This is a genomic window from Streptomyces sp. NPDC026538, assembly GCF_055567535.1.
The window spans coordinates 812,498-825,265 of sequence record NZ_JBVHQG010000002.1; the positions used below are offsets into that span (position 1 = coordinate 812,498).

Here is a 12,768-nt window from a genome sequence, read left to right on the forward strand (position 1 = left end):
CCGCCCCGACCGCGTTCTGTTCATGCCATGGACACGGCCGGTCGGTCGAGACCGGGTCGACTAGCGTCGGGGGCATGACCAGCGACAACTCCCCCAGCCTCGCCGACGCCCTCGCCGCCGGGACGGTCGTGCTCGACGGCGGTATGTCCAACCAGCTGGCCTCCGCCGGACATGACCTCAGCGACGCGCTGTGGTCGGCACGGCTGCTGGCCGACCGACCCGACGCGGTCAGCGACGCGCACCTCGCGTACTTCAGGGCGGGCGCGGACGTCGCGATCACCGCCAGCTACCAGGCCACGTTCGAGGGCTTCGCCGAGCGCGGGATCCCTCACGAGGAGGCCGCTGGGCTGCTCGCGCTGAGCGTGCGGCTGGGGCGCGACGCGGTACGGCGGGCCCGGGCGGAGGGGATCGTACGGCCGTTGTGGGTGGCCGCGTCGGTCGGGCCGTACGGGGCGATGCTCGCGGACGGCTCCGAGTACCGGGGGCGGTACGGGCTGAGCGTCGGGGAACTGGAGCGCTTCCATCGGCCGCGCCTCGAGGTACTGGCCGGGGCGGGGCCGGACGTGCTCGCGCTGGAGACCGTGCCGGACGCGGAGGAGGCGGCGGCGATGCTGCGGGCGGTGCGGGGGCTGGGGGTGCCGGCCTGGCTGTCGTACAGCGTGGCGGGTGGGCGGACTCGGGCGGGGCAGCCGCTGGAGGAGGCGTTCGCCCTGGCCGCCGAGGTGGACGAGGTGATCGCCGTGGGGGTGAACTGCTGTGCGCCCGAGGAGGTGCCCGGGGCGGTCGAGGTGGCGGCGCGGGTGACCGGGAAGCCGGTGGTCGTCTATCCCAACAGCGGGGAGGTGTGGGACGCGGCGGCTCGGGCGTGGACGGGGCGGTCGCTGTTCGACCCCGGGCAGGTGGAGGGATGGCGGGACGCGGGGGCTCGGCTGATCGGTGGGTGCTGCCGGGTGGGGCCGGAGGCGATCGGTGGGATCGCCCGGGTGGTCTGAGGGGCGCCCGTTCGTAGTAGGGGCTCTGACCATGGGCGGCTGCGGGCCGTCTCGGGCTGGTCGCGCGGTTCCCCGCGCCCCTGTCGGGGCGACGCAGTCCCGTTCCCCCCGTCCTCGACGGGGCGCTGATGTCCCGTCGGGAACCGGTTGCCGGGCCCGGGGCCTTGAACCCGATCCGCACCCGGCCCTGGTCACCGTGCACGTGCCCTACGAGGAGCTGGGGCGGCTCGCCGTGCGGACCGCGCTCGGGCACGGCGGGGAGTCGGCCGACGAGCATCTGCTCCTCGGCACGCATGTGGTCGTACGGGACTCAGTGGCGGCGTACGGCGGCCATTGAGCGGCGCAGCCGGCGTACGGCCAGGGCCAGTTCGGCGGTGCGCTCGGGGTGCGGTACGGCGGTGGGCATCCAGAGGGCGAACTCGCGGTCCCGGGGGCCGGACACCGTGTGGGGCTCGCCGTCGCCGAGGACGCGGACCGGGTGGGTGTCGTCCCAGGGCTGCCAGCCGGGGTCGCCGGTGGCGGCGAAGCGGACCCACGCGCCGTGCATCTCGTCGGCGAGTTCCTGCGGGGCACCCTCGCCGGCCAGCCGGGCCGCGTCGGGCCCGTCCCCGGTGTCGAAGACGAAGCCCAGCTCCAGGGCGTGGCAGGCGCCGAGTCGGGGGCGGTTGGAGGGCCAGGCGAACTCGTACAGGTAGGACGAGCCCGGGCGGGCCTCGGCCAGCCGGTGCAGCGGGCGCCGGAGCAGGTGGTCGGTGACCAGCTGGCCGACGGTCTCGGCGGGGCCGGCCTCGGGACGCAGGGCGCGGTAGCCGCGCGGCACCTCGTGGCCGACACGGCAGCGGGCCATGGCGCCGGCGAGGGCGACCGGGCCGAGCCGGTCGACGTGATCGAGCAGGCCGCCGGGGACCAGCCAGAGCCGGTACTCGTCGCGGGTCCAGCCCATGAGGAGGTCGACGCCGCGGGCCGCATCGCCGTCCAGGAGGGCCTGGAGGGGGTCGCGCGGGACGAGGTCGCCGTCGACGACGATCCCGAAGGCGGGGCCGCCCAGGACCGGGCTGCTCAGCCGGCCGACCTCGGCCTGGGTGCGCAGCAGCAGCTCACGGTCGACCTCGGCGAAGGCCTGGGCGGTGGCGGGGATCCTCAGGCGGTTGGCCATCCGGCGGACCATGCGCCGGACCTTGTCGCGCTCCGCGGCCTCGGGCGGGCCACTCTGCAGCACCGCCCGGCGGATCAGGCCCTGCGCCTGGGGTGCGGCGAGCAGGGCGCCGGCGCTGATGGCGCCCGCCGACTGGCCGCAGAGGGTGACGCGGTCCGGGTCGCCGCCGAACCCGGCGATGGTGTCGTGGACCCAGCGCAGGGCGGCGAGTTGGTCGCGCAGGCCCGGGTTGTGCGGGGTGTCGGGGAACAGGCCGTAGCCCTCGACCCCCAGCCGGTAGTTGACCGAGACGAAGACCACCCCGTCACGTGCGAACGCATGACCGTCGTACACGGGTACGGCCGACGAGCCCCTGGTCAGGGCGCCGCCGTGCAGCCAGACCAGGACCGGGAGCCGGGCGCCGGGGCCCGGCTCCGGGGTCCAGACGTTGAGGTTGAGGCAGTCGTCGCCGGGGATGACCGGGTCGGACAGGTATTCCGCGAACGCCTCCGAGTACGGCGGTTTGGGCGCCGTCGGCCCGAAGGCGCCCGCGTCCCTGACGCCGTCCCAGGGTTCGGGCGGCACGGGCGGACGGAACCGGTGCGCCCCGAAGGGCGGGGCGGCGTAGGGGATGCCGCGGAACACCGCGACCGACTTCTCCCACCTGCCGCGCACCGCCCCGTACGGGGTGCCGACCACGGGGTCCTTGGCGTCCGTCCGCTCCGCCGTCATCCGCCACCAGCTCCTCCCGCCGCGCGCGCCTCAACGCCGGTACGACAAGAGCACCACACCCGTTCCCCGTATTCCGGCACCCACGGCGTTCGGACGGCCGCGCGCGGCTACTTGGCGTACATCAGGGTGCCGAAGCCGAGTTGGTCGTACCCGCCGCTGTCGGAGCCGCTATCCCCGCCGCCGCCCTCGGGGGCGGCCAGGCTGTAGTACCTGGCGGAGATGTGCTCGGCCTTCATGAACCGCCGGTCGTCGTAGGAGTAGAGACCGTCACCCCGGTTCCAGACCGTCTCGCGAACGCGCCCATCCGTCGCCGACATCTCCGGTGACCGATGTCAGCGTCGTCGACCAGGCATTGAGGGTGTTCGCGGCGCAGACGGCGTCGGCGTCGGCGCCGCCGGCCTTCCGGCGCGGGGCGTTCCGGTCGGCGGCGGCGATGTCGTCGTAGAGCGAGCAGCAGTTCTGCCCTTCGCCGCTTCGGACGATCGTGGCCGTCGCCCACGCCCGCCTGATCCGACCATCCCTGTTCGAAGTTTCGAAAGTCCCGGCGCGGATGATCCCGCGAATTCCCAGGTCTTCACGCCGAGTTGACGCGCACCTATCGTAGGAAGCGCTTACTGCACGGCTTGCACACAGACCGCGGAAGCAGCGTTGGTCGCGACTTTCGTTACTTTCGTTGGCCCAAGGGCGGGCCGGAGAGGCGGTTCCCCATGGTCCGTGCCGGGGGTACGAGCGTGGCGGCGGCCGGTCCGACGCTGGCGGTGGTGGCCCGCGAAGCCGGCGTCTCCGTACCGACCGCGTCGAAGGTGGTCAACGGCCGTGAGGACGTCGCCCCCGAGACCCGCCGCCGGGTCACCGCGGCCCTCGAACGGCTCGGCTACGTCCGCAGACCGCGGTTCGACACCGCGAAGGCCCCCACCCTGATCGACATCGTGGTGCACGCGCTGGACAGCTCGTGGGCGGGCGCGGTGCTGCACGGCGTGGAGGAGGCGGCCGACGAGGCGGGGCTCGAGATCGTGGTGTCGGCGGCGCCGACCAGGCCCCGGGCCGGCCGCCCGGAACGCGGCTGGCTGGACAAGCTCACCGCGCGCGGCTCCTCCGGAGTGCTGTTCGACCTGGCCGAGCTGACGCCGTCGCAGTACGCGTGGCTGGACCACCACCGCATCCCGTACGTGCTGCTCGACCCCGTCCGCGAACCCCCGGCGGGAGTCGTGTCGGTGGGGGCCGCGAACTGGCAGGGCGGGGTGTCCGCGACCGAGCATCTGCTCGCCCTTGGCCATGAGCGGATCGCGGTGATCGCCGGCAGCCGGCGCAGCATGTGCGGCGGCGCCCGGGTGGCCGGATACCGTTCGGCGCTCGCCGCGGCCGGGCTGCACCAGCGCGGCGGGTACGTACGGCACGCGAGCTTCGACGAGGGCACGGCCCGGCATCGTACGCACGAGCTGCTCGACCTGCCGGAGCCGCCGACCGCCGTGTTCGTCTGCTCGGACCGGATGGCGCTCGGGGTGTACACGGCACTGGCCGAGCGCGGGCTGCGGGTGCCGGACGACATCAGCGTGGTCGGCTTCGACGATCTGCCCGAGGCACGCTGGGGCACCCCGGCGCTGACCACGGTCCGCCAGCCGCTCGCGGAGATGGCGGGGACCGCGCTGCGGCTGCTGGTGCGGCTGATGCACGGGGACCGTCCGGAGGGCACCCGGACCGAGTTGTCGACCCGGCTGGTGGTGCGGGCGAGTACGGCCGCCCCGGCTGCCCGTTCGGCCGTAGGGGGGTGACCGGGGTTCCGTCAAGATCGTTTCCAGTGCATGAATCTCACCCTGCGTACCACGGCGGCCTGCGCCCTGGCCGCGGCCGCCGTGACCACGGTCCTGGGCTCCGCCCAGGCCACGACCCGTACCGTCGCCCCGGCCGAGCACCACGCCATGGTGGCTGCCCCGCCCGACGAGCACGACCCGAAGGAGGACGTGGAGCTGGACGAGAACGGCCGCCCGGACCTGAACGAGGACTGAGGCGGAGCGCCCGTCAGGGGCGCTGGGGGTACCCCCGGCCGAAGGCTGGGGGAGGAACTGCGCGTCCAGCCACGACGGACCCGCAGTTCCCCACCGGCCGGTCCTTCAGTCGTCGGCTCGAAGAGGCTCACCGAGCAGCGCCTGGATCGCGTCCACGGCGCTGCCGTCGTGGTCGCTGCCGGCCGTGCCCCGCCCGGCCTGGACGTTCGCCGTGCGGTCCACCTCGATGATGGAGTCCGCGTGGGAGTTGTCGATCACGGTGATCAGACTCCCGGCCGCATGCGCGGGGACCCCGGCCGTGCCGAGCAGCACCGCCGCGACCGCCACAGCCGTCGGCAAGCGCGTCACACGCCCACGCCCTCGGGCACGGGCACGGGCACGGGCTCGTCGAGCCGTTCCCGTGCGATGTTGCGCTCCAGCAGGGCGGTGGACGCCTTGACCCCGACACCGCCGGCCGCGTCCACCTCGGGCAGCCGGCCGTCCGCCGCCTTGAGCTCGCCGAGCGCGCTCTCCATGGCCTCGTGCGCGGCGAACAGACAGGGGGTGGAGTAGATGGCGACGTCGACGCCGAGCTCGCCCAGTTCGGTGAGCGAGAGCCGGGGTGACTTGCCGCCGCCGATCTGGTTGAAGAGCAGCGGCTTGTCGCCGACGACCTTGCGGATGCGGCGGATCCACTCCTCGCTGCGGACCCCGTCGACGAGGATCACGTCGGCGTCGGTGGCGGCCAGCCGCTCCGCGCGGTGCAGGATGTCGTGCTCGTCGGTGGCGTCCGTACGGGCCACGACGAGCAGATCCTGGCGGGTCTCCAGGACCTTCTCCAGCTTGTCCAGGTACTCCTCCAGGGGCAGTACCTGCTTGCCGTCGGCGTGCCCGCAGCGGCGGGGCCGCTTCTGGTCCTCCAGGATCACCCCGGAGGCGCCGATCCGCTCCAGCCCCTCGACGACATGGCAGGCGACCTCGGGGTCGACGTACCCGTCGTCGATGTCGACGAGGAGGTGGTGGTGCGGGAACGCGCCCCGCAACCGCTGGACGAAGGCCACCATGTCGGGCCAGGCGATGAATCCGATGTCCGGCAGGCCGTAGTACGACGCGGCGAAGCCGAAGCCGGAGACGAACATCCCGTCGTAGTGCTTGGCCGCGATCGACGCCGAGTACATGTCGTACACGCCGATCAACGGGGTGGTCCCCGGCCCGGCGATCTGCTCGCGCAGCTTCTTCCCGTAAGTCAAGGTCCGGCTCCTCCTGTGGGTGGGTGGCGCGGCGGCTCGGTGGCCTTCGCGTCTCGACAGCCCTTTGCCAAGACAAGAGCATCTCTAGATACGCACGTGACTATCTCCGTGCGCGAGCTTTACTCACCCCAATGGCGGATCGGGTTCACCGGAGAAACGTCACTGGCCGAGCCGGGCGGCCCAGGTGAGACCCCCGTGCAGATGGGTCAGGAAGGCCGGATCCCGGTACGCCTCCCGGGCGTGCCCGAGCGCCGTGAAGAACACCCGTCCGGCCCCCTGCTCGCGGCACCAGGCCAGCGGGTGGTCGTCGCCCATGGTGCCGCCGTCGTAGGACGACTCGTCGGCGCGCAGCAGCACCCGGACCCGGCCGCGCGGGTTGTCCCGGAAGTCGTACCACTCGTCGGTGAAGTCCCAGACGGCCGGCAGCTCCCGGGTCGCCGGATGGCCGGGGTCCTCGACGACCGCCCGGCCGGGCTGGTACTCCGGGTGGCGGTCGAAGCGGGCGCCGAGGAGTTCGCCGTAGTACGGCCAGTCGTACTCGGTGCAGGCCGCCGCGTGCACACCGGCGAAGCCGCCGCCCGCCTCGACGTAGGCGGCCAGCCGGGCGCGGCCCCGCGGGGTCAGGATCTCGCCGCTGGTGGAGAGGAAGACGACGGCCGCGTACCCGTCCAGCGGCTGTTCGAGGGCGGCCGGGTCCTCGGTGGCGTCGACGTCGAGATCGGTGAACTCCCTTACGGCGGCGACGGCGTCGGGGATCGAGTCGTGGCGGTAGCCGGTGGTGCGGGTGTGGACGAGCAGACGAGGGGCCATGGCCGCATGGTCGCCCATGGCCGCCGACGGTTCAAAGGCCGGGCGTCGGCACGCTGTTGTCGGGTGCGCCGTCCCCGTTGGAGGGCAGGTCGCCGCGCTGTACCGGCTGGTCGTCGGTGAAGGCCGGGTCGGGCGTGGGCAGCAGGGTGTCGAGTTCACCGGCGGTGGGACGGTGGATCGCGCGCAGCGCCTTGCCCAGTACGGCGCCGGAGACCCCGCCCTCGGCTTCGAGCCACACCACGCAGTCCTTCTTCGTCACCTCGTACTTGTGTGTCCCGGCGTAGCGCAGGTGGTCGGTGTAGAGGTGGATGACGGCGCCGGTCCTGTCCGTGTAGGCGGCGGAGAATCCGTCGTCGCCCTGCACTCCGACGGACTGCTGGGCGAGCGTGAACCCCGGGGCCCCGGTGACATAGACCAGCTCCGGATCCATACCCAACGCCTTCGCCTTGGCGGTGAGTTCGGCCGGGTCGGCGGGCGAGGCGGAGGCTCCGGGGGCCGCCTTCTCGGTACCGCATCCGGTGAGCAGGGCGGCGGCGAGGAGCAGCGGCGGCAGGACGCGCACGGCACGGATCATGCGCCCATCGTGCCGCACGGACGTTCCACGGGCATCGGGATTTCCGACTTGCCCCGCCGCTTGTCCGTCGGCGCCGACGGCGCCTAGCCTCGGCTTCGATGAACGCCACCCCGCCCCTCCTCGACCACCTGGTGCTGGCGACCCCCGACCTCGCCGCGACGGTCGCCGACTTCGCCCGGCGGACCGGTGTGACGCCGGCGGCCGGCGGTGCCCACCCGGACCTCGGCACCCGCAACCATCTGGTGTCCCTGGGCGGCACCGGCTATCTGGAGATCATCGGCCCGGACCCGGAGCAGTCCGTACCGCCCGGCGCCCGTCCCTTCGGCGTCGACGGGCTCACCACCGCCCGCACGGTGACCTGGGCGATCCGCCCGCGGGACCTGGACGCGACCGTCGCGGCCGCGCGGGCCCGGGGCTACGACCCCGGTGAGCCGCGTCCGATGAGCCGCCGGCGCCCCGACGGAACGCTGCTGGAGTGGCGGCTGACCGACAGCACCACCGCGCATCCCTCGGGCCTGGTGCCGTTCCTGATCGACTGGGGTTCCTCGCGCCACCCGACGGCCTCCGGGCTGCCGGTCACCCCGCTGCTCGCGGTGTCCGCGACCGTCCCCGACCCCGCGGCGGTCCGCCCTCTGCTGAGCGCACTGGGCACGGACCTGACCCTGACCGAGGGACCGGTGGCGTTCTCCTTCACCGTCGACACCCCGCGGGGAGCCGTGACCTTCTCCTGAGGGTCCGTTCCCCGGTGTCCGATTACCTGGTGTCCGATTACCTGGTGTCCGATTCCTTCAAGACCGGCGCTCGGGCCCCCGCCTACGGTGACGTCATGACTCCACGATTCGCCGTGATCGGCCTGGTCGCCTCCGACCTGGCATCGTCCCTCGCCTTCTACCGTCGCCTGGGCCTGGACTTCCCGCCCGGCGCCGAGGAACAGCCGCATGTCGAGGCCGAGTTGCCCGGCGGGCTCACCCTCGCCCTGGACACCGAGGAGACGGTCCGCTCCTTCCACCCGGCCTGGCGCCCGCCGGCCGACGGCGGCCGGGTGGGGCTCGCCTTCCGCTGCGGTTCGCCCGCCGAGGTGGACGCGGTCTACGAGGACCTGGTCGGCGCCGGGTACCACGGCGAACTCAAACCGTGGGACGCCTTCTGGGGCCAGCGATACGCCACCGTGCACGACCCCGACGGCAACGGCGTCGACCTGTTCGCCCCGCTACCCGCCGAGTAGTCCGGTCAGTGGCAGACCCGCCAGCTCCCGTACGTCCCGAGCGAGATGAGGCTGGTCCGCGTACCCCGCCCGGACCGCCGTCTCCGCGAGCGGCACCCCGTCCCGGGCGAGCGCGAGCGCCCGCTGCATCCGGAACACCCGGGCGAGCGTCTTGGGCCCGTAGCCGAAGGCGTCGCGACTGCGCCGGTGCAACTGGCGGGCCCCCAGGCCGAGCTCATCGGCCACGGCGCCCACGGCGCGCCCCGCGTCCAGGGCTTCGACGAGCCGCTTCAGGGACGGGTCGGGCGGGACGGCCCGTTCCAGAGCGATACGCTCCAGCGCGGCGGCGGGATCATCGGCGGCACCGACCAGGGCGCGCAGCCGCCGCACGGCGGAGGCCGGCCAGAGGTCGCTCAGCGGCACCCGCCGGTCGAGCAGTTCATACGCCGGCACGCCGAGGAAGCCGGGCGCGGTACCGGGGTAGAAACGCAGGCCCACCCACACGCCTTGGGTGCCTTCGGTGACGTACGCGCGGCTATCGGGCCCGGCGACCAGCAGCCGCCCCTCATGCCAGAGCAGATCCATACACCCGTCGGGCAGCACCCGCCCCGCACCGCCCTCGCCGGGGGTGTTCACCCAGACGACCGCACCGGGAAGTCGAGACGCCCGCTCCTTGTACACAGACGGCAGCGTAGACGCGCCCCATCAGGGGCGGGGGGCTGTGTTCGATATGCGGCTGCCGCCGCGTGGGCGCGATCAGCCGCAGCGAACCCGCACCCCGCCCGAGACGCGAACCCCCGAGACGAACCCGGCCCCGGCCCTCAGGCCTCCGGCTTCCGCGGCGGATGGCTGCTCTTCACATGCGTACGCAACCGCGCCGTGACGTCCTCGGGCGGCAGGAAGCGGGACCAGCGTTCCGGGAACTCGGACGGCATGTCCGGATCGTCGGGGTCGACCTCGCGCGCCGCGGCCGCGCGGGCGACGTACTCGGCGACCTGGGCCTCCCGCAACCGCTCGTTGGCGGCGCGCGCCGCGGCCGTGGCGGCGGCCGGCCAGACCCGGTCGATGGCGGCGTTCACGGCGGCGCCGACCAGCACCGCGAAGGCGGACACACCGATCCACAGGAGCACGGCGACGGACGCGGCGAGGGAGCCGTAGATCGTCGCGCCCTCGATGGTGCTGGTCAGGTAGATGCGCAGCAGGAAGCTGCCGAGGACCCACATGGCCAGGGCGACCAGGGCGCCCGGCACGTCCTCGATCCACGGCGAGCGGACCGGCACGGAGACGTGGTACAGCGTGGTCAGGAAGACGATGGACAGGACGATCACGACCGGCCAGTACAGGACCTGTACGACCGTCTCGGACCAGGGCACGATCCGGACCACCGCGTCCGGCCCGGCCACCATCAGCGGCAGCGCGACCGAGCCGATCAGCAGCGCGGCGATGAAGAGCAGGAAGGACACGATCCGGGTCTTCACGATGCCCCGGACGCCGTCGAGGCCGTACATCACGGTGATCGTGTCGATGAAGACGTTCACCGCGCGGGAGCCCGACCACAGGGCGAACAGGAAGCCGATGGAGATCACGTCGGGGCGGCCGCCCCGCACCACGTCGTGCAGGATCGGCTCCGCGATCTCCTTCACGCCCTTGTCGGACAGGACCGTGCGGGAGGCGTCCAGGAGGTTGGTCTCCAGGCTGGCGATGGTGTGGGCGCCGGTCCAGTCGTCGACGTAGCCGAGCAGTCCGATGAGGCTGAGCAGCAGCGGCGGGACGGACAGCAGGGTGAAGAAGGCGGCCTCGGCGGCGAGGCCGAGGATGCGGTACTCCATGCAGGAATTGACGGTGTCCTTGACCAGCAGCCAGGCCGTCCTGCGCTTGGAGACGTTCCGGTAGAGGGCCCTGGCCCGGTGGAGCCGGCCGGAGGGCCGCTCGGGGGTATCGCTTGCTGGCTGCACGCCCTAACGGTATCCGCCGTCCGGGGCAGTACTCATCTTCCGGGGTCCCGAAGCGATCTTCCGGACCCGGCAGGATCTTGCGGGGCGCCCGGGGGTACCCCTGTGTCACGCTGGAGACCACCGCCGTCGGCCCCGGATAGGTTCGCAGACATGGCAGGCACCACCACCCATACCGTGACCAACCAGCCGCCCCCGCTGGTCGGATACGACCTCTTCGCCGCCGACCACGCCCTCGTCGAGGCGGTGGCCCGGCACACCGACCCGGAGCTGCTGGACGAGGTGCGCGCCGAGCTGTCGTCGATCGGCGTCTCGGCCGGTTCGGCGCAGGTGCAGGAGTGGGCGGCGCAGGCCAACGAGCACCCGCCGCGGCTGCGCACCCACGACCGCTACGGCCACCGTGTCGACGAGGTCGAGTTCCATCCCGCCTGGCACCGGCTGCTCGGCAAGGGCGTGGGCGCGGGCCTGACCACCGGCTGGGTACGGCCGTCCGGGCACGTCCGGCGGGCGGCCGCCTTCCTGGTCTGGACCCAGGCCGAGGCCGGGAACTGCTGCCCGCTGTCGATGACGAACGCGGCGGTGCCCGCGCTGCGCACCGACCCGGAGCTGGCCGCCGCGTGGGAGCCGCTGCTGACGTCCGTGATCTACGACCGCGAGCTGCGGCCGGCCGCCCAGAAGGCCGGCGCCCTCTTCGGCATGGGCATGACGGAGAAACAGGGCGGCAGCGACGTACGCGCGAACACGACCGTCGCCGCCCCGCTCGCCGAGCCCGGGACGTACACGCTCACCGGACACAAGTGGTTCTGCTCGGCGCCGATGTCCGACGGCTTCCTGGTACTGGCCCAGGCCCCGGGCGGACTGACCTGTTTCCTGGTGCCGCGGGTCCTGGAGGACGGCACCCGCAACGTCTTCCTCCTCCAGCGCCTCAAGGACAAGCTCGGCAACCGGTCGAACGCGTCGAGCGAGGTGGAGTTCGACGGCACCTGGGCGCGGCGGGTGGGCGAGGAGGGGCGCGGGGTGCGGACCATCATCGAGATGGTCGCCGCGACCCGGCTCGACTGTGTGCTGGGCTCGGCGGGGCTGATGCGGCAGGCGGTGGTCCAGGCCGTGCACCACTGCACGCACCGCGAGACGTTCGGCGGGAAGCTCGCCGACAAGCCGCTGATGCGCAACGTCCTGGCCGACCTCGCGATCGAGTCGGAGGCCGCGACGACGCTCGCGCTCCGGCTGGCCGCCGCCTACGACAACGGCGGCGAGGCCGAACAGGCCCTGCTGCGGTTGGCGTTGCCGGCCGCCAAGTACTGGGTGACCAAGCGCTGTGCGCCGGTCGCCGTGGAGGCCGCCGAGTGCCTGGGGGGCAACGGCTACGTGGAGGAGTCGGGGCTGCCCCGGCTGGTGCGCGAGTCACCGCTGAACTCGGTCTGGGAGGGCGCGGGGAACATCCAGGCGCTGGACGTCCTGCGGGCGTTGCAACGCGAGCCGGGAGCGCTGGACGCCTACCTCCAGGAGATCGGCCGCGCCCACGGCGCCGACCACCGCCTGGACCGCGCGGTCAAGGACCTCTTCTCCGAACTGGCCGACCTGGAAGGCATGGAGGCCCGGGCCAGGCGCCTGGTGGAACGCCTGGCGACGGTCCTCCAGGGCTCCCTGCTGGTCCGCTTCGCACCCCCGGAGGTGGCCGACGCCTTCTGCGCGTCAAGACTGGGCAACGACTGGGGTTCATCCTTCGGCACCTTGCCGAAGGGCCTGGACCTGGTTGCCGTGGCAGAGCGGGCCCGAGCTTGTTGAGAAGTCCCTCCGCAACTCCCTAGGGGCGCGGGGAACTGCGCGACCAGCCACGACCCCGCCGCAGCCGCCGACGCACCGCAAGCCGCACCCCCTACCGCATCCGGCCTTCCGGCGGGGCACGGGGGTGGTGCTGCGCCGACACGGCACCACCCCCGCTTCTTCGGCCCATGTCAGGCCACCGACGCCGGAGCGTCGGCTCAATTTTCGGCCACCCCAGGCCCGTTCACCAGGGTTGCAAGGGGTTGCAACATATCGGTGTCTGTGTGCGGACTGTGTGCCTCCGGCGCTGGAAAACGGCAGTATGAGACGCACAGTCGGACCGGAAACCGCCGCCCGGACGGCTTGA

General features: G+C 73.0%; 14 protein-coding genes and 1 pseudogene. 7 read left to right on the plus strand and 8 right to left on the minus strand.

Going from position 1 to position 12,768, the window contains the following annotated elements; translation table 11 throughout:
• The first annotated feature begins 74 nt into the window (after positions 1-74).
• Together mmuM and ACZ4N4_RS10605 are read left to right on the plus strand one after the other, a co-directional pair.
• Positions 75-992 carry a homocysteine S-methyltransferase gene (mmuM, locus tag ACZ4N4_RS10600; RefSeq protein WP_467586702.1) on the plus strand — a complete coding sequence of 306 codons (918 nt, stop codon included), beginning with the start codon at positions 75-77 and terminating at the stop codon, positions 990-992.
• 172 nt (positions 993-1,164) lie between these two features.
• A pseudogene (locus ACZ4N4_RS10605) lies at positions 1,165-1,329 on the plus strand (LacI family transcriptional regulator); the annotation flags it as partial.
• On the opposite strand, the gene ACZ4N4_RS10610 reads toward ACZ4N4_RS10605, so the two are convergent.
• Together ACZ4N4_RS10610 and ACZ4N4_RS10615 are read right to left on the minus strand one after the other, a co-directional pair.
• Positions 1,303-2,859: a carboxylesterase/lipase family protein gene (locus tag ACZ4N4_RS10610; protein WP_467586704.1), complete on the minus strand. Its 1,557-nt coding sequence runs from the start codon at positions 2,857-2,859 to the stop codon at positions 1,303-1,305. The pseudogene ACZ4N4_RS10605 and the gene ACZ4N4_RS10610 sit on opposite strands and share 27 nt — an antisense overlap.
• A 107-nt stretch (positions 2,860-2,966) precedes the next feature.
• On the minus strand, positions 2,967-3,176 hold the full coding sequence (locus ACZ4N4_RS10615) for a hypothetical protein (RefSeq protein WP_467586706.1): 210 nt from the start codon (positions 3,174-3,176) through the stop codon (positions 2,967-2,969).
• A 390-nt stretch (positions 3,177-3,566) separates the two neighbouring features.
• Between ACZ4N4_RS10615 and ACZ4N4_RS10620 the strand changes: the two genes are divergently transcribed.
• Both ACZ4N4_RS10620 and ACZ4N4_RS10625 read left to right on the plus strand, forming a co-directional pair.
• A complete protein-coding gene (locus ACZ4N4_RS10620) occupies positions 3,567-4,631 on the plus strand; it encodes a LacI family DNA-binding transcriptional regulator (protein WP_467586709.1) in 1,065 nt (354 codons plus the stop codon).
• 30 nt (positions 4,632-4,661) lie between these two features.
• Positions 4,662-4,865, plus strand: a complete 204-nt coding sequence (locus tag ACZ4N4_RS10625) for a hypothetical protein (protein ID WP_453566425.1) — start codon at positions 4,662-4,664, stop codon at positions 4,863-4,865.
• A gap of 105 nt (positions 4,866-4,970) precedes the next feature.
• Here ACZ4N4_RS10625 and ACZ4N4_RS10630 read toward each other — a convergent pair whose 3' ends face one another.
• The 4 genes from ACZ4N4_RS10630 to ACZ4N4_RS10645 all read right to left on the minus strand — a co-directional run bounded on the left by ACZ4N4_RS10630 (position 4,971) and on the right by ACZ4N4_RS10645 (position 7,478).
• On the minus strand, positions 4,971-5,213 hold the full coding sequence (locus tag ACZ4N4_RS10630; protein WP_453566422.1) for a hypothetical protein: 243 nt from the start codon (positions 5,211-5,213) through the stop codon (positions 4,971-4,973).
• Positions 5,210-6,094, minus strand: a complete 885-nt coding sequence (locus ACZ4N4_RS10635) for an isocitrate lyase/PEP mutase family protein (RefSeq protein ID WP_467586712.1) — start codon at positions 6,092-6,094, stop codon at positions 5,210-5,212. Before ACZ4N4_RS10635 ends, ACZ4N4_RS10630 begins: the two co-directional genes overlap by 4 nt.
• A 159-nt stretch (positions 6,095-6,253) precedes the next feature.
• Positions 6,254-6,904, minus strand: coding sequence for a ThuA domain-containing protein (locus tag ACZ4N4_RS10640; protein WP_453566418.1), 651 nt, complete (start codon positions 6,902-6,904; stop codon positions 6,254-6,256).
• Between the two features lie 31 nt (positions 6,905-6,935).
• Positions 6,936-7,478 (minus strand): membrane lipoprotein, encoded by a 543-nt coding sequence (locus tag ACZ4N4_RS10645; protein ID WP_467586715.1) that lies wholly within the window; start codon positions 7,476-7,478, stop codon positions 6,936-6,938.
• A 98-nt stretch (positions 7,479-7,576) separates the two neighbouring features.
• Between ACZ4N4_RS10645 and ACZ4N4_RS10650 the strand changes: the two genes are divergently transcribed.
• On the plus strand, positions 7,577-8,209 hold the full coding sequence (locus ACZ4N4_RS10650) for a VOC family protein (RefSeq protein WP_467586717.1): 633 nt from the start codon (positions 7,577-7,579) through the stop codon (positions 8,207-8,209).
• Positions 8,210-8,304: 95 nt separating this feature from the next.
• Positions 8,305-8,703, plus strand: coding sequence for a VOC family protein (locus ACZ4N4_RS10655; RefSeq protein ID WP_467586720.1), 399 nt, complete (start codon positions 8,305-8,307; stop codon positions 8,701-8,703).
• Here the strand turns inward: ACZ4N4_RS10655 and ACZ4N4_RS10660 are convergent.
• A complete protein-coding gene (locus tag ACZ4N4_RS10660) occupies positions 8,689-9,363 on the minus strand; it encodes a helix-turn-helix domain-containing protein (protein WP_453566410.1) in 675 nt (224 codons plus the stop codon). The genes ACZ4N4_RS10655 and ACZ4N4_RS10660 overlap by 15 nt on opposite strands.
• A gap of 140 nt (positions 9,364-9,503) precedes the next feature.
• Positions 9,504-10,637 carry a YihY/virulence factor BrkB family protein gene (locus ACZ4N4_RS10665; protein ID WP_450765097.1) on the minus strand — a complete coding sequence of 378 codons (1,134 nt, stop codon included), beginning with the start codon at positions 10,635-10,637 and terminating at the stop codon, positions 9,504-9,506.
• A 150-nt stretch (positions 10,638-10,787) separates the two neighbouring features.
• On the opposite strand from ACZ4N4_RS10665, the gene ACZ4N4_RS10670 reads away from it, so the two are divergent.
• Positions 10,788-12,422 (plus strand): acyl-CoA dehydrogenase family protein, encoded by a 1,635-nt coding sequence (locus ACZ4N4_RS10670; RefSeq protein WP_467586723.1) that lies wholly within the window; start codon positions 10,788-10,790, stop codon positions 12,420-12,422.
• Positions 12,423-12,768: the final 346 nt, after the last annotated feature.

Bases quoted from the DNA above. Each gene is read 5' to 3' on its own strand.
- ACZ4N4_RS10620 (WP_467586709.1), top strand. From the start codon at position 3,567: ATGGTCCGTGCCGGGGGTACGAGCGTGGCGGCGGCCGGTCCGACGCTG.
- mmuM (WP_467586702.1), top strand. From the start codon at position 75: ATGACCAGCGACAACTCCCCCAGCCTCGCCGACGCCCTCGCCGCCGGG.
- ACZ4N4_RS10615 (WP_467586706.1), bottom strand. From the start codon at position 3,176: ATGTCGGCGACGGATGGGCGCGTTCGCGAGACGGTCTGGAACCGGGGT.
- ACZ4N4_RS10655 (WP_467586720.1), top strand. From the start codon at position 8,305: ATGACTCCACGATTCGCCGTGATCGGCCTGGTCGCCTCCGACCTGGCA.
- ACZ4N4_RS10670 (WP_467586723.1), top strand. From the start codon at position 10,788: ATGGCAGGCACCACCACCCATACCGTGACCAACCAGCCGCCCCCGCTG.
- ACZ4N4_RS10640 (WP_453566418.1), bottom strand. From the start codon at position 6,904: ATGGCCCCTCGTCTGCTCGTCCACACCCGCACCACCGGCTACCGCCAC.
- ACZ4N4_RS10610 (WP_467586704.1), bottom strand. From the start codon at position 2,859: ATGACGGCGGAGCGGACGGACGCCAAGGACCCCGTGGTCGGCACCCCG.
- ACZ4N4_RS10625 (WP_453566425.1), top strand. From the start codon at position 4,662: ATGAATCTCACCCTGCGTACCACGGCGGCCTGCGCCCTGGCCGCGGCC.
- ACZ4N4_RS10650 (WP_467586717.1), top strand. From the start codon at position 7,577: ATGAACGCCACCCCGCCCCTCCTCGACCACCTGGTGCTGGCGACCCCC.
- ACZ4N4_RS10645 (WP_467586715.1), bottom strand. From the start codon at position 7,478: ATGATCCGTGCCGTGCGCGTCCTGCCGCCGCTGCTCCTCGCCGCCGCC.